General features: G+C 66.9%; 16 protein-coding genes and 1 tRNA gene. 9 read left to right on the top strand and 8 right to left on the bottom strand.

The window, feature by feature from the left end:
- Positions 1-65: 65 nt before the first annotated feature.
- The 5 genes from EAH76_RS08540 to EAH76_RS08520 all read left to right on the top strand — a co-directional run bounded on the left by EAH76_RS08540 (position 66) and on the right by EAH76_RS08520 (position 5,374).
- Complete coding sequence (locus EAH76_RS08540) at positions 66-1,343, top strand: acyl-CoA dehydrogenase family protein (protein ID WP_140849812.1); 1,278 nt, start codon at positions 66-68, stop codon at positions 1,341-1,343.
- 98 nt (positions 1,344-1,441) lie between these two features.
- Entirely contained in the window at positions 1,442-2,527 is a 1,086-nt protein-coding gene (locus tag EAH76_RS08535; protein WP_140849811.1) for a Zn-dependent alcohol dehydrogenase, read from the top strand.
- The gene (locus EAH76_RS08530; protein ID WP_140849810.1) at positions 2,527-3,582 is read left to right on the top strand and encodes a phosphotransferase family protein; all 1,056 of its coding nucleotides are present in this window, start codon (positions 2,527-2,529) and stop codon (positions 3,580-3,582) included. Before EAH76_RS08535 ends, EAH76_RS08530 begins: the two co-directional genes overlap by 1 nt.
- A 127-nt stretch (positions 3,583-3,709) precedes the next feature.
- Positions 3,710-4,474, top strand: a complete 765-nt coding sequence (locus tag EAH76_RS08525; protein ID WP_140849809.1) for an SDR family NAD(P)-dependent oxidoreductase — start codon at positions 3,710-3,712, stop codon at positions 4,472-4,474.
- A gap of 99 nt (positions 4,475-4,573) precedes the next feature.
- A complete protein-coding gene (locus EAH76_RS08520; RefSeq protein ID WP_140849808.1) occupies positions 4,574-5,374 on the top strand; it encodes an SDR family NAD(P)-dependent oxidoreductase in 801 nt (266 codons plus the stop codon).
- Positions 5,375-5,377: 3 nt separating this feature from the next.
- Here the strand turns inward: EAH76_RS08520 and EAH76_RS08515 are convergent, their stop codons facing one another.
- The 6 genes from EAH76_RS08515 to EAH76_RS08490 form a co-directional block, all read right to left on the bottom strand.
- Positions 5,378-6,253 (bottom strand): acyl-CoA thioesterase, encoded by an 876-nt coding sequence (locus tag EAH76_RS08515; protein ID WP_140849807.1) that lies wholly within the window; start codon positions 6,251-6,253, stop codon positions 5,378-5,380.
- Between the two features lie 142 nt (positions 6,254-6,395).
- Positions 6,396-7,523 carry an acyl-CoA dehydrogenase family protein gene (locus EAH76_RS08510; protein WP_140849806.1) on the bottom strand — a complete coding sequence of 376 codons (1,128 nt, stop codon included), beginning with the start codon at positions 7,521-7,523 and terminating at the stop codon, positions 6,396-6,398.
- Positions 7,524-7,630: 107 nt separating this feature from the next.
- On the bottom strand, positions 7,631-8,812 hold the full coding sequence (locus tag EAH76_RS08505) for an acyl-CoA dehydrogenase family protein (protein ID WP_140849805.1): 1,182 nt from the start codon (positions 8,810-8,812) through the stop codon (positions 7,631-7,633).
- Positions 8,813-10,114: an amidase family protein gene (locus EAH76_RS08500; protein WP_140850434.1), complete on the bottom strand. Its 1,302-nt coding sequence runs from the start codon at positions 10,112-10,114 to the stop codon at positions 8,813-8,815. It lies immediately after the preceding gene.
- Between the two features lie 100 nt (positions 10,115-10,214).
- Entirely contained in the window at positions 10,215-12,248 is a 2,034-nt protein-coding gene (locus tag EAH76_RS08495; RefSeq protein WP_140849804.1) for a 3-hydroxyacyl-CoA dehydrogenase NAD-binding domain-containing protein, read from the bottom strand.
- Positions 12,249-12,367: 119 nt separating this feature from the next.
- Positions 12,368-13,591 carry a serine hydrolase domain-containing protein gene (locus tag EAH76_RS08490; RefSeq protein ID WP_170208007.1) on the bottom strand — a complete coding sequence of 408 codons (1,224 nt, stop codon included), beginning with the start codon at positions 13,589-13,591 and terminating at the stop codon, positions 12,368-12,370.
- A 194-nt stretch (positions 13,592-13,785) separates the two neighbouring features.
- Between EAH76_RS08490 and EAH76_RS08485 the strand changes: the two genes are divergently transcribed.
- The gene (locus tag EAH76_RS08485) at positions 13,786-15,492 is read left to right on the top strand and encodes a class I adenylate-forming enzyme family protein (protein ID WP_194150990.1); all 1,707 of its coding nucleotides are present in this window, start codon (positions 13,786-13,788) and stop codon (positions 15,490-15,492) included.
- 147 nt (positions 15,493-15,639) lie between these two features.
- The gene (locus tag EAH76_RS08480) at positions 15,640-16,965 is read left to right on the top strand and encodes a glycosyltransferase family 39 protein (protein ID WP_140849802.1); all 1,326 of its coding nucleotides are present in this window, start codon (positions 15,640-15,642) and stop codon (positions 16,963-16,965) included.
- Positions 16,966-16,968: 3 nt separating this feature from the next.
- Here EAH76_RS08480 and EAH76_RS08475 read toward each other — a convergent pair whose 3' ends face one another.
- Together EAH76_RS08475 and EAH76_RS08470 are read right to left on the bottom strand one after the other, a co-directional pair.
- Positions 16,969-17,937: a CPBP family intramembrane glutamic endopeptidase gene (locus EAH76_RS08475; RefSeq protein ID WP_140849801.1), complete on the bottom strand. Its 969-nt coding sequence runs from the start codon at positions 17,935-17,937 to the stop codon at positions 16,969-16,971.
- A 127-nt stretch (positions 17,938-18,064) separates the two neighbouring features.
- Complete coding sequence (locus tag EAH76_RS08470) at positions 18,065-19,531, bottom strand: FGGY family carbohydrate kinase (protein WP_140849800.1); 1,467 nt, start codon at positions 19,529-19,531, stop codon at positions 18,065-18,067.
- Positions 19,532-19,586: 55 nt separating this feature from the next.
- On the opposite strand from EAH76_RS08470, the gene EAH76_RS08465 reads away from it, so the two are divergent.
- Both EAH76_RS08465 and EAH76_RS08460 read left to right on the top strand, forming a co-directional pair.
- Complete coding sequence (locus EAH76_RS08465; protein ID WP_140849799.1) at positions 19,587-20,801, top strand: AI-2E family transporter; 1,215 nt, start codon at positions 19,587-19,589, stop codon at positions 20,799-20,801.
- Between the two features lie 44 nt (positions 20,802-20,845).
- Positions 20,846-20,922, top strand: a tRNA-Asp gene (locus EAH76_RS08460).
- The last annotated feature ends 55 nt before the right edge of the window (positions 20,923-20,977 follow it).

Raw genomic sequence — 20,977 nt, 5'->3', positions numbered from 1 at the left:
AGACGCTTTACCGAAAACGCGGTACGGTATACCCAGCCTCCCAACGACCCGATTGGAGAGAGCAGATGGACTTCAGCTTCAGCGAACGCGAGATCTATTTCCGGGATCGCGTGAAGGGGTTCATCGACCAGCAGATCCGCCCGCGCCAGGCCGAATATGACGAGCAGCACCATGGCGGTGAGCGCTGGAAGGTCATTCCGGTGATCGAGGAGATGAAGGAAAAGACCAAGGCCGCCGGCCTGTGGAATTTCTTCATGCCGCCGCATTCGGGGCAGAGCCATGTCGACGATTCGTTCGTCTTCGAAGGCACGCAGCTGACCAACCTCGAATATGCGTTATGCGCCGAGGAGATGGGCAAGGTTGGCTGGGCGAGCGAATGCTTCAATTGTTCGGCACCCGATACCGGCAATATGGAGGTGCTCCACCGCTACGGCACCCTTGAGCAGAAGGAGCGCTGGCTGCGCCCGCTGATGAACGGCGAGATCCGTTCGGCCTTCCTGATGACCGAGCCCGCGGTAGCATCGTCCGACGCGACCAATATCGAAACCTCGATCGTCCGCGACGGTGACTTCTATGTCATCAACGGCACGAAATGGTGGTCGTCGGGCGTCGGCGATCCGCGCTGCAAGATCGCGATCACCATGGGCAAGACCAACCCCGACGCCTCGCGCCACAGCCAGCAGAGCCAGATCCTCGTGCCGATGGATGCGCCCGGCGTGACGATCAAGCGGATGCTGTCGGTCTATGGCTATGACCATGCGCCGCACGGGCACGGCGAAGTCGTGCTCGAGAATGTCCGCGTTCCCGCCGAGAACATCCTGCTCGGCGAGGGGCGTGGGTTCGAGATCGCGCAGGGGCGGCTCGGGCCGGGCCGGATCCATCACTGCATGCGCACGATCGGCGTCGCCGAGACGGGCATCGAAGCGATGGCCAAGCGCCTGCTGACGCGCGTCGCGTTCGGCAAGCGGATCGCCGATCAATCGGTGTGGGAGGAGCGCATCGCGCGCGCGCGGATCGACATCGAGATGACGCGACTGCTGTGCCTCAAGGCCGCCGACATGATGGACAAAGCGGGTAACAAGTCGGCGCAGCAAGAGATTGCGATGATCAAGGTGCAGGCGCCCAACATGGCGCTCAAGATCCTCGACGATGCGATCCAGGCGCATGGCGGCGGCGGCGTCTCGGGCGATTTCGCGCTGGCGCACGACTGGGCGGCGATGCGGACGCTGCGCTTCGCCGATGGGCCGGACGAGGTGCACAACCGGGCGATCGCGCGGAACGAGTTCGGGAAGTACGCCGATCTGCCGGCGGCGGTCGCGGCGAAGGATGCGGTGCGGCGGTAATGGCGTCGCCCCGGCGCAGGCCGGGGCCGCTGGGTTATCGTGCGGCGCGTGCCACAGAGCGCAACGGCCCCGGCCTTCGCCGGGGCGACGGAGTTGAGATGAAAGCAGCCATCCTCTACGCCCCCAACACCGAGCTGGTGATCGACGACGTCGCGATCTCCGACCCCGGCCCGCGCGAGGTGCTGATCCGCACCGTGGCGTGCGGGGTGTGCCGCAGCGACCTCCACTTCGTCGATGGCGCCTTCCCGCATCCGATGCCGACCGTACCGGGGCACGAGGCGGCGGGGATCGTCGAGGCGGTCGGCTCGGACGTCGCGCATCTCAAGGTCGGCGATCACGTCATCACCTTCTTCACGGTCTTCTGCGGCGCGTGCGAGATGTGCGTCACCGGGCGGCCGTCGCTGTGCGTCGATCCCTCGACCCGGCGGCCCAAGGGCGCGCCGCCACGACTGAGCCTGCGAGACGGCACGCCGCTCGCGCCGTTCCTCAATTTGTCGGCGTTCGCCGAGATGATGCTGGTCCACGAAAACGCCTGCGTCGCGATCAGCAAGGAAATGCCGCTCGACCGCGCCGCTTTGCTCGGCTGCGCGGTGATTACGGGGGCGGGCTCGATCTTCAACGATAGCCAGCTGCGTCCCGGCGAAAGCGTCGCGGTGATTGGCTGCGGCGGGATCGGGCTCGCCGCGATCAACGCCGCGAAGATCGCCGGGGCGGGGCAGATCATCGCGATCGACCCGGTCGCCGACAAACGCGCGCTCGCCGAGAAGCTCGGCGCGACGCATACGCTCGATTCGAACGATGCCGATCTCGCCAAGAAGGTGTTCGGGATGACAGGCGGCGGGGTGCATTATGCGATCGAAGCGGTGGGGCGGCCCAACACCGCCGAGCTCGCCTGGACGATCCTGCGGCGCGGCGGCACCGCGACGATCCTCGGGATGATCGCGCCGGGCAATGACGTGAAGATCGCGGGGCCGACCTTCCTGACGGGCAAGAAGCTGCAAGGCTCGCTGCTGGGCTCGACCCGCTTCCCGATCGATCTGCCGCGGCTGGTGCAGATGTATCTCGACGGCAAGCTCGACCTCGACACGATGGTCGCCGAGCGGATCAAGCTCGAGGACGTCAACCATGCGCTCGCCAATTTGCGCACCGGCGACACCGTGCGCTCCGTTATCGAGTTTTCGTGATGGACGATTTCGCGCCCCAGACGATCGCGGTTCCCGAGAAGGACCGGCTCGACGAGACCGCGCTGACGGCGTGGATGGTCGCCAATGTCGAGGGCTTCGTGGGGCCGCTGACCTACGCGAAGTTCGCGGGCGGGCAGTCGAACCCGACCTTCAAGATCGAATCGCCCTCGGGCACCTATGTGCTGCGGCGCAAGCCGATGGGCGTGCTGCTGCCCTCGGCGCATGCGGTCGACCGGGAGTATCGGGTGATCGCGGGTCTGTATCCGACGGGTTTCCCGGTCGCCAAGCCTTATGGGCTGTGCACCGATCCCGCGGTGATCGGCACCGATTTCTACGTGATGGGATTCGCCGATGGGCGCAATCTGTGGGACGGCACCTTGCCCGACTACACGCCCGACGAGCGGACGGGCGTCTACAACGCGATGTGCGACACGCTCGCGGCGTTGCATAATACCGACCATGTTGCGGCGGGGCTGGGCGAGTACGGGCGGCCGGGCAATTATTTCGAGCGCCAGGTCGCGCGCTGGACCAAGCAGTATCGCGCGTCCGAGACCGAGCCTATGCCGCAGGTCGAAAAGCTAATCGACTATCTCGGCCGCACCGTGCCCGAGCAGACGCGGACGTCGGTGGTGCATGGCGATTTCCGCATCGACAATATGATCTTCCACAAGACCGAACCGCGCGTGATTGCGTTGCTCGACTGGGAATTGTCGACGCTCGGCGATCCGCTCGCGGATTTCTCTTATTTCCTGATGAGCTGGGTGACCGCGCCCGAGGGGCGTTCGGGGGTGCTCGGGCATACTGGACCCGAGACTGGCATCCCGACGATCGAGGCGATGGTCGAGCGCTATTGCGCGGCGACGGGGCGGGACGGGGTGCCTGACCTCAACTGGTATTTCTCGTACAACCTCTTCCGGCTGACGGGGATCGTCCAGGGGATCAAGAAGCGGATCGTCGAGGGGACAGCGTCGAGCGCGCAGGCGGAGAAATCGGCGGCCGAGGTGTATCGGCTGGCGGATGCGGCGTGGGATTTCGCGGTGAAGGCGGGGGCGTAGTTTTCCTCCCCTCCCGCTTGCCGGAGGGGCTGGGGGTGGGCTCGCGCTCACGATCGAGAACACAGCTTGAAGGAGAGCGGGCGCCCACCCCCGACCCCTCCCGCAAGCGGGAGGGGAGAAGAAGGCCATGTCGCAATTCGATCTCACGGGCAAAGTCGCCATCGTCACCGGATCCTCGCGCGGGATCGGCAAGGCCAGCGCGTTCGAACTCGCCGAGCATGGTGCGAAGGTCGTCATCTCGAGCCGCAAGCAGGATGCCTGCGACTCGGTCGCCGCCGAGCTCAACGCGCGCTTCGGCGACGGCACGGCGATTGCGGTTGCCGCCAACATCTCCGACAAGGGGGGCCTGCAGCACCTCGTTGACGCGACCCGCGCGGCGTTCGGGCAGATCGATGTGCTCGTCTGTAACGCCGCCTCCAACCCCTATTACGGCCCGCAGGCGGGGATCGCCGACGAGCAGTTCCGCAAGATCCTCGACAACAACATCGTCTCGAACCACTGGCTGATATCGATGGTAGCGCCCGAGATGCGCGCGCGGCGATCGGGCAGCATCGTCATCGTCTCCTCGATCGGGGGCCTGCGCGGGTCTACCGTGATCGGCGCGTACTGCATCTCGAAGGCCGCCGACATGCAACTCGCGCGCAATCTCGCGCATGAATTCGGGCCCGACAACGTCCGCGTCAATTGCATCGCGCCAGGGCTGATCAAGACCGATTTCGCGCGCGCGCTGTGGGAGGATCCCGAGCGGATCGAGGCGGCGAACAAGACGGTGCCCTTGCGCCGCATCGGCGAGCCTGAGGAGATCGCGGGCGCGGTCGTGTTCCTCGCCAGTGCGGCGAGCAGCTTCATGACCGGGCAGACGATCGTGCTCGACGGCGGGGTTACCATCTAGCGCTGTCGCCCCGGAGGAGGCCGGGGCCGGTGTGTGGCTTGGCACGAATGTGCCTCAAACGAAACGGCCCCGGCCTCCGCCGGGGCGACGGAGGATGCAATGGCACGGTTCAGCGGGAAATCGATCATCGTCACCGGCGCGGGCTCGGGGATCGGGCGCGCGACGGCGCTGCTGTTCGCGGCCGAGGGCGGCAGCGTGCTCGTGGCCGACCAGAGCGACACGGTCCACGAAACCGCGGCGATGATCGACCGGGCGGGCGGCGCGGCGCACGCGATCCAGATCGATGCGGGAAACGAGGACGATGTGATCCGCGCGGTGAACGTCGCGTGCGAATATTATGGCGGGCTGGACGTGATGTTCGCCAATGCCGGGATCTCGGGCGGGATGGCGAACCTGTTCGACACCGATGTCGCGCTGATCACCGAGGTGCTGCGGGTCAATCTGATCGGGCCGTTCCTCGCGATCAAGCATGCCTCACCGAAGATCGCGGAGCGCGGTGGCGGCGCGATCGTGCTGACCGCGAGCGTGGCGGGCATTCGCTCGGGCGCCGGGTCGCCGGCCTATTCGGCGTCGAAGGCGGGCGTGATCAATCTTGCGATGGTATCGGCGCAGCAGCTTTCGGGATCGAACGTGCGCGTCAATGCGATCTGCCCCGGGCTGACCGAGACGGGGATGACCAAGCCGACCTTCGACTATGCCCGCGAGGCGGGCAAGACCGACCGCATCGGCCGCCTCAACCCGCTGCGGCGAGGGGCGCAGCCCGAGGAACTGGCGGAAGTGGCGGCGTTTCTCGCGTCGGATGCGGCGAGCTACGTCAACGGGCAGGCGATCGCGGTCGATGGCGGGCTGTCGAGCAGCCATCCGGTGACCAAGCAGGAATATGGCAAGACCGCGGTATAGCGGTCACTCGCGCAGGCGGATCAGCCCTTCCTGCGCGACGCTCGCCACCAGCCGCCCGTCGCGCGCGAAGATCTTGCCGCGGTTGAAGCCGCGCGCATGGCCCGCCCACGGGCTGTCGCAGACATAGAGCAGCCAGTCGTCGGCGCGGAAATCCTCGTGCAGCCAGAGCGCATGGTCGAGGCTGGCGGTCTGCAACTTGTGCGTCATCCAGTTGACGCCGTGCGCGAGCGTCGACGTGCCAAGCAGCGACATGTCCGAGGCATAAGCGAGAATGGCACGGTGCAGTGCAGGATCGTCGCCGATCGGGGCTACCACGCGGAACCAGCTGTTCTGGCGGGGCTCCTGCTGGACCGGATCGAGCCAGCTGCGTGGGCTAACCGGGCGAATGTCGACCATGCGCGGGCGCAGGAACATCGCGCGGAATTTCTCGGGGATGCGCTCGATCATCGCGAGGCGCAGCTCGCGGTCGCTGGTCAGCTCCTCGGGAGGAGGGACGTCGGGCATCGCGTCCTGATGCGCGAGACCATCCTCTGGGATTTGCAGCGAGCAGGCGAGGTTGAGGATCGGCACGCCGCGCTGCGTCGCGATGACGCGGCGGGTGGCGAAGCTCTTGCCGTCGAAATCGCGCACGACACGGTAGAGGATCGGGTGGCTCTCGTCGCCGGGTCGCATGAAATAGGCGTGGAGAGAATGGGCTTGCTTTGGGGCATCGGTTGAGCGCTGCGCGGCTTGGAGCGCCTGGGCGATGACCTGTCCGCCGAACACGCGGCCGAAGCCGTCGGTGCCGCGGGGGCCGCGGTAGAGGTCGGTGTCGATTTGCTCGATGTCGAGCAGGTCGACGAGTTGCTGCGCCAGCTGGGCGGGGGTGGGGTCGGTCATAAGCAGTCCTTACTCCCTCTCCCCGCTTGCGGGGAGAGGGTAGGGGAGAGGGGGCGTGTGATGGCGGGCGGTGCGCGTGACGGCCCCTCTCCCGCGCTTCGGCTTCGCCTCGCTTGCCCTCTCCCCTGAGGGGAGAGGGAGATTAGTACCCCGCCGCGCGCGCCACCTTGTCGGCATGGAAGTTCGCATCGCCGAACATCTCGGCCAGCACGCGCGCGCGCTTCATGTAGAAGCCGATGTCATACTCATCGGTCATGCCGATGCCGCCGTGCATCTGCACGCCTTCCTGCACCGACAGCGTCGTCGCCAGCGCGGTCATTGCTTTCGCCACGGACACCGCGGTGTCGGCGTGCGGGCTGTCGAGATCGAGCAGTTGCTGCGCCTTCATCACCGCGGCGCGCGCGACTTCCATCTCCGAATAGAGATGCGCGGCACGATGCTGGAGCGCTTGGAAGCTGCCGATCAGCGTGCCGAACTGCTTGCGCTCCTTGAGATAGCCGACCGTCATGTCCATCGCGCCGCCGCCGACGCCGAGCAATTCGGCCGAGGCGCCGGTCCGCCCGGCGCGGAGCAGCCGCTCGAGCGGGGTGCGACCGCCGTCGATCTCGCCGATCACCGCATCGGCATCGACCTCGACACCGTCGAACTCGAGCCGCGCCGCGAGGCTCGCGTCCGCAAGGCGCTCGGGGGTGGCGGTGAGGTTGGCGGCGTCCTTGGGGATGGCGAACAGCGTGATGCCCTCGGCATCGTCGACGCTGCCGGCGGTGCGGGCGGCGACGATCAGCAGGTCGGCGACATGGCCGTGCGTGACGAACTGCTTCTTGCCGGTGAGCTTGAAGCCGTTGCCCGAACGCTCGGCCTTGAGGCCGATGCTGTCGCGATGCTTGGCACCTTCGTCGATCGCCAGCGCGGCGACGGTGTCGCCGGTGATGATGCCGGGGAACCAGCGCTCGGCATGCGCCGTGCCCTTGAGCGCCTCGACCGCCGCGACCGCGGTGGTGAGGAAGGGCGAGGGCGACAGGTTGCGGCCGATCTCCTCGAGCACGACGCCCGCCTCGACATGGCCGAGGCCGAGCCCGCCTTCGGATTCGCCGATCAGGATGCCGGTGAAGCCCATTTCGGCGAAGTTTTTCCAGAGGTCGCGGCTGAAGCCGGCGGCGTCCTTGCTGTCGCGCAAGCCCCGCATGTGGCTGACGGGGGCCTGCTCCGCGACGAAATCGCGGATGGTGTCCTGCAGGGCGGTTTGGTCTTCGTTGAGATAGAGGGGCATTTCTAAACTCCGTCGCCCCGGCGAAGGCCGGGGCCGCTGTGATACGGGCACTCGCGGCGTTGCGCGCGGCAACGCGGCGGCCCCGGCCTTCGCCGGGGCGACGTTGCTTACGCCGGCAATTCCAGGATGCGCTTGGCGATGATGTTGAGCTGGACCTCGCTCGTCCCGCCCTCGATCGAATTGGCCTTGGTGCGCAGCCAGGCGCGCGCCTCGGCGCCGCCGCGCGAGCCTTCGCTCTCCCATTCGAGCGCGTCCGATCCGCCCGCCGCCATCATCAGCTCATGGCGGCTCTTGTTGAGCTCGGTACCGTAATATTTCATCATCGAAGGCTGGGCGGGGTGCGCGCGGCCGGCCTTCAATTCGTCGATGAAACGCTCGGACATCGACCCGAACGCTTTCGCGCGGACCTCGAACATAGCGATCGCGCCGCGCAGCAGCGGGTCGGCCAGCCGACCCTCGGCATCGAGCCCGATCGTCGCGATCGCGCCGTCGAGCAACGGATTGCCGCCGCTCGACGCGAGCCCCATGCCCGAGATCATCTCGCGCTCATGCCCGAGCAGATATTTCGCGACGTCCCAGCCCTTGTTCTCGTCATGGATGCGCTGCGACTTCGGCACTTTCACATTGTCCATGAAGGTTTCGCAGAACGGCGAATAGCCCGAGATCAGCAGGATCGGCTTGGTCGAGACGCCTTCGCTCGCCATGTCGAACAATACGAAACTGATGCCGCCCTGCTTGCTGCTCTTGTCGGTGCGGACGAGGCAGAAGATCCAGTCGGCCTTGTCGGCGTACGACGTCCACACCTTCTGCCCGTTGACGATGTAATGGTCGCCGGCATCTTCGGCCGAGGTGGCGAGGCTAGCGAGATCCGAGCCGGCATTGGGCTCCGAATAGCCCTGGCACCAGCGGATCTCGCCGCGGGCGATCTTGGTGAGATGCTCGAGCTTCTGCTCCTCAGTGCCGTATTTGAGCAACGCCGGCCCGAGCATCGAGATGCCGAACGAATTGAGCGGATTGCGTGCCTTTATTGCGGCCATTTCTTCGCGCAGGATCTTGGTCTCGGCAGGGTTGAGGCCGCCGCCGCCATAGGCCTTGGGCCAGTCGGGCACGGTCCAGCCGCGCGACGCCATCGCGTTCATCCATTCTTTCTGGCCGGGCTGGAAATCGGGGTTGCGGCCGCCCCAATTGGCGTCCTTTTCGGAACGCACGGGTTCGCGCATTTCGGGCGGGCAATTGGCTTCGAGCCAGGCGCGGGTTTCGCTGCGGAAGGTGTCGAGATCCTGGGTCATCTATCGGCTCCGAGTAAGGTCGTGCGCGAGGCGCGCGACGGCGATGGCGGTATGGTCGGCGTAACGGTCGGCGATCACCTGCACGCCGATCGGTAGGCCGTCGGGGTCGGTGCCGACGGGGACGCTGGTGGCGGGCAGCAGCGGGAAGGTGGCGAGGCCGGGATAGGCGATCTGCGCGCCGAACGGGCTGGGCGCGCCGTCGATCCACGCCTCGCGCGTTTCGATCGGCGTGTCGTCGTGCGCGAACGCGGTGGTGCCCCAGGCGGGGGCGATCACCGCGTCATAGTCGCGGAACAGGCGGCGCCACGCGCGGCGGCATTCGGCCTGGCGATCGAGCAGCACCGGCATCGGCGTTGAGGGCGGGCCGGCGCGGGGCGGCTGGCCGCGCGCCATCGCGACCGCGAGGATGCGCATGTAATCGGCGTGCTGCTCGACGAGATCGGGGAGGAGGTCGCTTTCATAAGCGACCGTCGCGCCGGCGGCGGCGAAGGCTGCGCCGATCGCCTCCACTGCGCTGCGGATCGGATGCGCGGCGGGGGCGAGGGGATGCTGCGGCAGGAGCAGGATCCGCCAGTCGCTCGTGTCACGGGCGGCTGGCTTCGGGAGCGGCAGGTCCGCGGTCAGATCGAGCGCGAGCGCGAGATCGTCGGGATCGCGCGCGAGTGGGCCGATCACGCTGAGATTGAGCGCCGCGCCGCGCGTGCGCGGGAAATAATGGCCGTCGGTGTCGAGCATGCCGAAGGTCGGCTTGTGACCCCAAACGCCGCAGAACGCTGCGGGCACGCGGATCGAGCCGCCGATATCGGAGCCGAATTCGAGCGGCACGAAGCCCGCGGCGAGCGCCGCCGCCGATCCGCCTGACGAGCCGCCGCTGACACGGTCATGATTGTGCGGGTTGCGGGTGCGGCCGTAGATTGGGTTGTTGGATTGGAGGTCGGCGAGGCCGACGGGGACGTTGGTCTTGCCGAGGATGACGGCGCCGGCGGCTTTCAGGCGCTGGACGGCGACGGCGTCTTCGGTGGCGATGTGGTCGGCATGTTCGGGGAAGCCCCAGCTCGTCACCAGTCCGGCAACGTCGAAGCTTTCCTTGACCGTCATCGGCACGCCGAGGAGCGCGCGGTCATCTTTCGGGCTGGCGTCGATGGCGCGCGCGGCGTCGCGCGCCCGGTCGAAATCGTGGACGACGACGGCGTTGATCTCGCCGTTGCCGGCTTCGATGCGGGCGATCGCGGCGTCGCATTCGGCGATCGCGGTGGTTTCACCCGCGCGAATCGCAGCGGCGGTTTGGAGCGCGGTGCGCATCACCGTCACCCCAGCGGAGGCCGGGGTCGGCCGGTTGTGGTGCAGGTCGGGTGCCTCACGCCCAGCGGCCCCGGCCTTCGCCGGGGCGACGGCGGTCTGCTCATCCATTGAACCGGCCGCCGCTTTCCGCCTTCGACTTGAGCAGTTCCGCCACGGCGAAGCCGTGCTTCTCCAGCCCGGCGACGATCGTCTTCAGCCCCTCGGTATCGGCCCAGAACATCGGCCCGCCGCGATAGACCGGCCATCCGTAGCCGTAGATCCACACCACATCGATATCGCTCGCGCGCTGCGCCATCTTCTCCTCGAGGATCAGCGCGCCTTCGTTGACCATCGTGTAGAGCGTCTTCTCGACGATCTCCTCGTCGCTGATCTCGCGCTTCTGCAGGTTCGATTTCGAGCGGAAATCCTCGATGATCTCGGCCACGCGGGGGCTGGGCGTCGGGTTCCGCTTCTCGTCATAATCGTAGAAGCCCTTGGCGGTCTTCTGCCCCCAGCGCCCTTCGGCGGCGAGCGCGTCGCGGATGTTCTCGATCCGATTGGGATCGCGGTGCCAGCCGATATCGACGCCGGCGAGGTCGCTCATCTGGAACGGCCCCATCGGCATGCCAAACGCGACATGCACCTTGTCGATCTGTTCGGGCGTGGCGCCTTCCATCAGCAGCTTCATCGCCTCGACCTGACGGGGCTTGAGCATCCGGTTGCCGATGAACCCGTCGCACACGCCTGCCACCACCGCGACCTTCTTGATCGTCTTCGACAGCGCCATCACGGTCGCGAGCACATCGTCCTCGGTCTGCGCGCCGCGGACGACCTCGAGCAGCTTCATGACGTTGGCGGGCGAGAAGAAGTGCATGCCGACCACATCGCCGGGCCGCTTGGTGACCGAGGCGATCTCATCGATGTCGAGATAGGAGGTGTTCGAGGCGAGGATCGCGCCGGGCTTGGCGATCGCGTCGAGGCGGGTGAAGATGTCCTTCTTCACGTCCATATTCTCATACACCGCCTCGATGATGAGATCGCACTCGGCTAGCGCCTCGAAATCGAGCGTCGGGTTGAGCGCGCCCATCGCCGCCTCGACCTGCTCGGGCTTCAGGCGGCCCTTGGCGGCGGATGCCTCGTAATTCTTGCGGATCGTGCCCGCGCCGCGATCGAGCGCGTCCTGCGCCATCTCGACGATCGTCACCGGAATGCCCGCCGACAGGAAGTTCATCGAGATGCCGCCGCCCATCGTGCCCGCGCCGATGACGCCGACGCGCTTGATCTCGCGCAGCGCGATCTTGGGGTCGATGCCGTCGATCTTGGCGGCCTGGCGCTCGGCGAAGAAGATGTGGCGCTGTGCTGCCGATTGCACGCCCATCATCAGCTTCATGAATTCCTGGCGCTCGAAGGCGATGCCCTCGTCGAAGCTCGATCCGTCGGCGGCTTTCTCGACGCAGGCGATGTTGGCGGCGGGCGCTTCGAAGCCGCGGAAGCGCTTGGCATTGTCCTTCTTGAATGCGGCGACGGCATCGGGGTCGGCCTGCGCGACCTTATCGCGGGCGCGGGGCAGGGGCTTGGTGTCGGCGATGTCGCGCGCGAAGGCGATCGCGTCGGCGACGAGGCTGTCCTCGCCCGCGAGCCTATCGATCAAACCGGCCGAAAGCGCGAGCTTGGCCGGGATCGGGTCACCCTTGGCGGTCATTTCGAGCGCAAGCTTGACCCCGGCGATGCGCGGGATGCGCTGCGTTCCGCCGGCACCGGGGAGCAGGCCGAGCTTGACCTCTGGCGTGCCGATCTTCGCGCTCGGCACGGCGATGCGATAGTGGCAGCCGAGCGTAACCTCGCACCCGCCGCCGAGCGCGGTGCCGTGGATCGCGGCGACGACCGGCTTGTCCGACGCTTCGATCATGTCGACGACGGTGGGGAGGCCGGGCTCCTGCATCGGCTTGCCGAATTCGGTGATGTCGGCGCCGGCGAAGAAGGTGCGGCCGTCGCAGCGGATCACCATCGCCTTGACCTGCGGATTGGCGAGGCCTTGCTTGATCCCCGCCTCAAGCCCCTGCCGCACGGCCGCGCCGAGCGCGTTGACCGGCGGGTTGTTCGAGATGATGACAAGGACGTCGTCGTGGAGTTCGGTGGTGATCGGGCCGGTCATTTTTCTCTCCTGCTACGAACGTCGCCCCGGCGCAGGCCGGGGCCGCTGGAGGTGGTCCGCGACGTCAGCGACGCGCGCCCGACCCAGCGGCCCCAGCCTGCGCCGGGACGACGGATGGGTTAGGTCAACGCACTGTAGATCAACGTCTTCAACTCACGTCGGATCGGATAGACGTTCGACGGCGAGACCTGCGTCATGAACACCATGTGCAGCCGCTCGACCGGATCGACGAAGAAGGCGGTCGAGAACATGCCGCCCCAATAATATTCGCCGACCGACCCCGGGATCATCGATCGCGCGACATCGATATTGACCGCAAAGCCGAGCCCGAAGCCGGTGCCGGCATTCGCCGCCTCGCTGAACAGCGATTTCGACATTTGCGAGAGGTCGGCGCCGCCGGGGAGGTGGTTCATCGTCATCAGCTCGATCGTCTTGCGCCCGACGATCCGCGCGCCTTCCAGCTCGCCGCCGCTCAGCAGCATCGTGCAGAAGCGATGATAATCCAGCGCGGTCGAGACGAGCCCGCCGCCGCCCGAGACGAGCTTGGGCGGCTTGCTCCAGGCGCTCGCCTCGCCGCGATCGTAGAGCACGCGACCCTTGCCAGCGGCGAGCGCGTAGCAATCGGTCAGCCGGTCGATCTTGTCGGCGGGCACGTCGAAGAAGGTGTCGTGCATCCCGAGCGGTGCGAAGATGCGGGTCGCGAAGAAATCGGGCAGCGACAGCCCCGAGACGCGCGCGACCACCGCGCCGAGAACGTCGGTCGCGACCGAGTAATTCCATGCCGTGCCCGGCGAGAATTCGAGCGGCAGCCGGCCGAGCGCCGCGACGAACCCGTCGAGATCGAGCCCGCCATGCCAATTCTCGATCCGCCCTTCGCGGTACGCCGCGTCAACGTTCGAGCGGTTCTGGAAGCCATAGGTCAGCCCCGACGTATGACGCAGCAGATCGACCATCCGCATCGGCTCGCTCGTCGGCCGGGTCTGGAACGGCGCGCCCGCGCCGCCGCCATTATAGACGCCGATATCCTTGAACTCGGGCAGCACGTGATGGACCGGCGTATCGAGCGCGACTTTGCCCTCCTCGACCAGCATCATGAAGGCGATCGAGGTGATCGGCTTGGTCATCGAGGCGATGCGGAACAGCGAGCCCTCGTCGATCGACGCGCCGCCACCCTCGCGCGCCGCGCCTTGCGAGGAGAAATGCACGATCTCGCCGCCTCGCGCGATCAGCAGCTGCGCGTTGGGCAATTTGCCCGAATCGAGATAGCGATCCTTGAGAAACGCATCGATCCGCGCCAGCCGGCCTGAGTCGAATCGTGTGTGGGAGGGCAAGTCTGCGGCCATCGGCGTTTCCATACCCCCTGTTCGAAAGCGAGAATACCCTATTGCCTTGAGTGGCGCGCGAATCAACACTAACCTTGCGCAAATGCTGTTCCGCGGCAAACCCGAGTTTCAACTCGGGCGTGCTCGACGGGCTTTCAGGAGAGACTATCGTGGATATCGAACCGCTCGTCGCGCTCGATCCGACCTGGCCCAAGATGACGCTCGATCAGGTCGATGCGGCGCTGGTCACGCCGGGCGGAAAGTTCGAGATCGAGACGATCCCGATCCGCGGCATCCCGACTCGCGTGTGGAAGCATGCGCCGCCGTCGCTCGCCTGGCTGATCGCGGCATCGCGCGCGCATGGTGATCGCATCTTCACCGTCTATGAGGACGAACGCGTCAGCTACGACGCCAATTTCCGCGCGGTCGCGGCGCTTGCGCACGCACTGGTCGAGATGGGGATCGGCAAGGGTGACCGCGTCGGCCTGGCGATGCGCAATCTGCCCGAATGGCCGGTGATCTTCTTCGCCGCTGCCAGCATCGGCGCGATCGTCGTGCCGCTCAACGCGTGGTGGACCGCGGGCGAGCTGGCCTACGGCATCACCGATTCGGGCTGCCGGATGCTGTTCGTCGATGACGAGCGCTATCAGCGGCTGGTGGCGGAGGGCGCGGCGTTCCCCGCGGTCGAAACCACGATCGTCGCGCGCGCCTCGGTAGCCCTCGGCGCTGACGCGGTCCGGCTCGAGGATCTCGTCGGCCCGCCCAACGGCTATGCATCGCTCCCCGAGCGCGATCTGCCCTCGGTCGCGATCGACACCGACGACGATGCGACGATCTTCTACACCAGCGGCACGACCGGCCACCCCAAGGGCGCGCTCGGCACGCATCGCAATCTGACCACCAACATCCTGACCTCGGCGTTCGGCGGCGCGCGCGCGTTTCTGCGGCGCGGCGAGGCGCCGCCTGCGCCCGCGCCGAAGACCTTCCTCACCGTGATCCCGATGTTCCACGTCACCGCCTGCAGCGCGACGATGATGATGTCGGTCGCGCTCGGCAACACGCTCGTCTTCATGCGCAAATGGGACACCGTCCGCGCGATGGAGCTGATCGAGCGCGAGAAGGTGCAGGTTACAGGCGGCGTCCCGACGATCGCGTGGCAGATCCTCGAACATCCCGACCGCGCGACCTACGATCTCTCCTCGCTCGAGGCGATCGCCTATGGCGGCGCGCCGTCGGCTCCCGAACTGGTGCGGCGGATCTACACCGAATTCGGCGCGCTGCCGTCGAACGGCTGGGGGATGACCGAGACGATGGCGACCGTCACCGGGCATGGCGGCGAGGACTATCTCGCACGCCCGACCAGCGCGGGGCCGCCCGCGCCGGTCGCCGACCTCAAGATCATGGACGAGGATGGCGCGACCGAGCTGCCAACCGGCGAAGTCGGCGAACTGTGGGCGCGCGGGCCGATGATCGTGAAGGGCTATTGGAACAAGCCCGAGGCGACCGCGGCGACCTTCGTCGATGGCTGGGTGCGCACGGGCGATCTCGCGCGGCTCGATGCCGAGGGGTTCCTCTATATCGTCGATCGCGCCAAGGACATGATCATCCGCGGCGGCGAGAACATCTATTCGTCCGAGGTCGAGAACGTCCTCTACGCGCATCCTGCGGTGACCGATTGCGCGCTGATCGGCATCCCGCACCGCACGCTCGGCGAGGAGCCGGCGGCGGTGGTGCATCTGCGCCCCGGCGCAAGCGCGAGCGAGGCCGAGCTGCAGGCGTGGGTGCGGGCGCGGCTCGCGATCTTCAAGACGCCGGTGGCGATCCGCTTCGTTCCGGACACGCTGCCGCGCAACGCCAATGGCAAGATCCTCAAAAAGGATCTGAAAGTGCTGTTCGAGGATCGGTTGAGCGCGGTCGCCTGAGCGTTCCCGGGGCAAGACCTTAACCACCTCCGTTAAGGCGGCGGTAACCGATTGGTGGCGCGCGTCGGGTAAATTCGTTCTTAACGCTCTGGCGCTTCGGGCGTATTTCGCGCTTTGTCCTGTCGCACACGACGGGGAGGGCAGGGCATGACGGCGAGTCGATCGCTCGGCACACGGATCGCGGTATTCGAGACCTCGCTTTGGGTTGTGCCGGCGCTGTTTGCGCTCGCACTGCTGCTGCGGCTCGCCTTGCTCGTGCTGCTTCCGCAGGACGCCGTGTCCGATGGCGAATGGTATATAGTGCGCGCCGCCGAGATGGCGCGCGGGATGGGCTATCAGGAGGCCGGATATCCGACCGCGTTCTGGCCGGTCGGCTATCCCGCTTTGCTGGCGGGCAGCATGATGCTGTTCGGGCCGGGGCTGTTCGGGCCGTTGCTGCTGAACCTCGTGTCGGTCGCGGTGATCCTCGGTGCGATCGTCTGGCTCGGGCGGTTGCTCGGCGCCGGGCCGCTGGCGACGCGGCTCGCGCTGCTGCTCTACGCGCTGTACCCGGCGCACATCGCCTATGTCGGGCAGCCCTGTTCGGAGACGGCATCGACCGCGCTGAGCATGGTTGCGGTGGTGGCGCTGATCGCCGGGCGCAAGAACAGCCTCGCGCTGATCGCCGCGGGCGCGCTGTTCGGGCTGGCGACGCTGATGCGTGCGCAGATGCTGGTGTTCCCGCTTGGCGTGATCGTCGCGCTGCTGCTGAGTTTCCGCGATTTCCGGTGGCGCGATGCGTTGCGAGCGGTGGTGTTGGTGCAGGTGACGCTGGCGGCGGTGGTGTTGCCATGGACGCTGCGCAACGGCGAACGGATGGGGACGTTCGTGCCGGTCTCGACCAATGGCGGCGTTGCGCTGTTCTACGGCGCCAACGACCGTGCGACGGGTGACTGGTTCGCGTGGGAGCGGACGCCGTATTGGGACGAAATGGTCGGCATCCCCTATAGCCAGCGTGTCGCGCAGCAGGTCGAGCTCGACCGTCGCTTCAAGGCGCGCGCGATCGCCTGGATCGCCGCGCATCCGGCGCAATGGAGCCTGCTCGGCGTCCGCAAGATGGCGATGCTGTGGCTGAAGGACTCGGACGCCTTCTGGTCACTCGAAAAGACCTATCCCGATCGATCGACCGCATGGCGCGTGGTGCAGGGCGTCGACCAGCTATATTACATGGCGCTGGTCGGGCTGGGCCTGTTCGCGCTCGGCGTGGCGGTGCGCGATCGACTGCGCGGGCGGTTCGATCATGCGCCGCTGCTGCTGCTCGGGTGCATGCCGGCGTTCGCGACGCTGACGGCGTTCGGCTTTACCGGCCAGACGCGCTATCATTATCCGGCGATGCCGTTCCTGATCCTGGCGGCGGGCTGGATGCTGGCGCTGCTGCTGCGGCGCCTGGCCGCACGCGTGCCGGCGAGGCGGCTGCGCGCGCGCCTGGCCTGAGGCTCAGGCGTCGAACGCGGTCGCGCGACGCGGCAGCGTGCGGTGGATGATCAGGATTGTCAGCAGCAACACGGGGATGACCAGCACGCTGCCCTCGGGGCCGGTCGCGCCGCCCGACAGCCACGTCGCGCCGACCGGGTGCGTCAGCAGCAGATGCCCCTGCATCATGCCGCCCGAATCGGGCACGCCGTAGAGGAAGGACTGCGCCCAGTCCCAGGTCGCGTGAAAGCCGATCGCCCACCACAGCGAGCCGGTACGGTACAGCACATAGGCGAAAGTCAGCCCCGCCAATGCGACGCTGACCAGTCCCATCGCGGTCTCACCGTTGTTGAAAAGGTGCCCGACCGCGAACAGGCCGACCGAGAAGACCGCCGCCGCGACCCAGAAGCCGATCGTCCGCGCATAGGTATTGGTCGGCGATATCGCCGAGACGATCCCGGCGATCCCGCGCGCGAGCGTGAATTGCAGAAACCCGCGCGTGAGAAATTCTTCGAACAGCCCGACCAGGCAGAAGGCGACGAACCACAAGCCGCCATAGCGAAGCGCCTCGCCGAGACCCAGCGCAACGCCGTCGAACACCAGCACGCCCGACAGCGCGAGCATGCCGACGAGCAGCGACAGCATCGCCAGCCCCCACGCCATGCCCTTGAGCAGATCGGGCAGGAGTGCCGCGGCGCGCAGGCCATAGTGCGAAAACGGACGCCGCTCGATCCCCGCGACGAGGAAGGCCGCGAAGGCGACGACGAAGAAGCTCGCCGCCTCGCCGCCGATCGTCGGCAGCGGGGCTTGCGGGGTTCCGGCCTTCGGCGTCGGGGGATGGAAGCCCATCGTGACCCCGGCCACCACCGCGGCCAAGACCGCGACGAAGATCAGATAGAGTAGCAGGCTCCACCCGGCGCGCAGGCCATCCTTGCCGATGAAGACGAAAGATCGCTGGCTATGCGCTGGGCTTGGCAGGTCGGTATCGGTCATCATGGATCCCTGGCATTTCCGCCGGGATCGCGTCCGACGGCCGATTCGCAAGCGCAGGCAATACCGCCAAGTCGTTGCGAAGCGACACACATTGCGCGCGACACGAGACGGTACGCGCCGGAGCGGATCACGGCACCGCGATCACCCGCTGGACCGCCGCGCGCCAGCCGTCGAGCCGTGCGGCGCGATCCTCGTCGGCGATGGCGGGCTCGAAACTCTCGACCGCGCCGCGCATGACGCTCGCCGCGGCGAGATCGGCGAACAGCCCGCAACCGATCCCGGCGAGCATCGCCGCGCCGAGCGCAGTCGTTTCGGCGAACTTCGGCCGCTCGACGCAGACGCCGAGGATATCGGCCATGTCCTGCGCCATCCAATTGTTGGCGACCATCCCGCCGTCGATCCGCACGCTCTTCCAATCGACGCCGTCGGCGGCGAAGGCGGTCTTGAGGTCGTGCGCCTGGTGGGCCATCGCCTCGAGCGCGGCGCGGACGATATGCGCCTTGCCGGTCGAGAAGCTCAGGCCGGAGATCGTCCCGCGCGCATCGGGCTCCCACCACGGCGCGCCGAGGCCCGACAGCGCGGGGACGCAATAGACGCCGCCATTGTCGGGCACGCTATGCGCGAGCGCCTCGGTCTCGGCCGCGCTGCCGATCAGCCCGACCTCGTCGCGCAGCCATTTGATCAGGCTGCCCGCGACGAACACCGAACCTTCGAGCGCATAGGCGCGGCGCCCGTCGAGCTGCCACGCGATCGTCGAGAGCAGGCGGTTGCGCGAGGTCGGTGGGGTGGGGCCGGCCTGGCTCAGCACGAACGCGCCGGTGCCGAAGGTCGCCTTGGTCTCGCCGATCTTGAGGCACGATTGGCCGATCGTCGCCGCCTGCTGGTCGCCGGCGATGCCACAGATCGGGATCGCCGCGCCGAACAGCGTCGTTTCGCCGAAGCGGCCGGCGCAATCGACGATCTCTGGCAAGGCGCCGCGCGGCGCGCCGAACAGCTCGATCAGCCCGTCGTCCCAATTGCCGCTGCCGATCGCCATCAGCGCGGTGCGGCTGGCGTTGGTTGCGTCGGTGATGTGCAAGCCACCCGTGAGCTTCCAGATCAGCCAGCTCTCGACCGTGCCGACCGCGAGTCGCTTGCCCGCCGCCCTCACCTCGGGCCAGTTCGCCATCGCCCAGCCGATCTTGCTCCCCGAGAAATACGGATCGAGCAGCAGGCCGGTCTTTGCCTGGACCATCGGCTCGTTGCCGGCATCCTTCAGGTCGCGACAGGTCGCCGCGGTGCGGCGGTCCTGCCAGACGATCGCGGGGCTCAAGGGCTCGCCGGTCTCGCGGTCCCAGAACACCACGGTTTCGCGCTGGTTGGTGATGCCGATCGCAGCGATCTTCTCGGCGCCGCCCGCTTCGTCGATCACGGCGCGTGTGACGGCGAGCGTCTTTTCCCAGATCTCGCGCGCGTCATGCTCGACTCGGCCGGGTGCGGGATAATGTTGCGTGAGCTCGACCGCTCTGGTCGCGCGGCACTGGCCGTCGGGCTGGAACAGCATGGCACGAGTCGAGGTCGTGCCTTCGTCGATGACGAGAAGAAGATCGGACATATGCGTATGGCTAGCGCCGTTTGCGTGGCGTGGGAATGCCGCTACGGTCGCCTGTATGGCAGATCGCGACAACAGCATGAGTGGGGCGTTCGAACTGCCCCCGGTTCCCGCCGAGGAGCCCGAGGATGAATGGCGGATCGCGATGCGGCGCGATCGCCTGCTGGCGGCGCTGACGCTGATTGCCGGGGTGGGGCTGACGGTGGCGTTGCCGTTCGCACTCAAGGCGGGGGCGGAGTTCTTCCTGCCGACCACGGCGGCGCTGGTGATTGCGATCGCCTTGGTTCCGGTGCTCGAGTGGCTCGAGCGACGGCGCGTGCCTTCGGCGCTCGCCGCGCTGACCTGCGTGCTGCTGTTCCTCATCGCCGCAAACGTCGCGCTCGCGGCGATCATCGTTCCCGCGACCGAATTCTTCCGCCGGCTGCCCGAGCGGATCGACCGGATCCAGATGAATATCGCGCCGCTGATCGACCTCTACGCAAGCTTCCAGAAATATCTCAATCGCACGGTGCAGCACCTCGCCGCGACCGGACCGGTCAAGGCGCCGCCGACCGCGGCGGTGACCCCGCCGAGCTCGATCCTCGAACTCGCCGCGAGCTTTGCGCCATCGGTGATCGTTCAGGTGTTCTTCGGGATCCTGGTGGTGTTCTTCTTCCTGTCGGGCTGGACGCGGCTGCGGCGCCGCACGATCACGAGCCGCTCAAGCTTCGGCGGCGCGATGGCGACCGCGCGCGTGATCCAGAATGTCGTCGACGATACCTCGGCCTATCTCGGCACGATCACGATCATCAACCTCGCGCTCGGGTTGGCGATTTCGGCGCTGCTCTATCTGATGGGGATGCCGTTCCCGCTGATGTGGGGCGGGATCGTCGCCTTGCTCAATTACGTGCCCTATTTCGGGCCGATCACCGCAGCGATGCTGCTCGCGCTCGGTGGGTTGATGACCTTCCAGGACATCTGGGTCGCGTTGGTGCCGGCGTTCGTGATGATCGGCTGCCATCTGGTCGAGGCCAATGCGATCACCCCGCTGATCGTCGGGCACCGTCTGACGATCAACCCGATCATGATTCTCGTGTCGATTTCGTTCTGGTCGTGGGTGTGGGGGACGGCGGGGACGCTGCTCGCCGTGCCGTTGCTGATCATCCTGCAAACCGTGCTCGGAGCGGCGGGAAAACCCGATATCGCCGGTTTCCTGTTTGAACACGGGACTTTGACCCAGCGCCGTCCCGGCAATTTTGCAAATTCTTCGGAAGAACGTGAAACGGGCGGTTGACAGTCTGGAGTCACCCCCATAGAGACGCGCCTCACGCTGAATAAGCGGGTGTAGCTCAGTTGGTTAGAGCGCCGGCCTGTCACGCCGGAGGTCGCGGGTTCGAGTCCCGTCACTCGCGCCATTCCCTGATTTGGGATGGCGTTTCGCGGACTTAGATCCCAGACATTAGACGCAAA

It is taken from the genome of Sphingomonas glacialis (assembly GCF_006439055.1).
Lineage (GTDB): Bacteria > Pseudomonadota > Alphaproteobacteria > Sphingomonadales > Sphingomonadaceae > Sphingomonas > Sphingomonas glacialis_A.
This window is presented reverse-complemented; position numbering and strand designations above follow the sequence as displayed.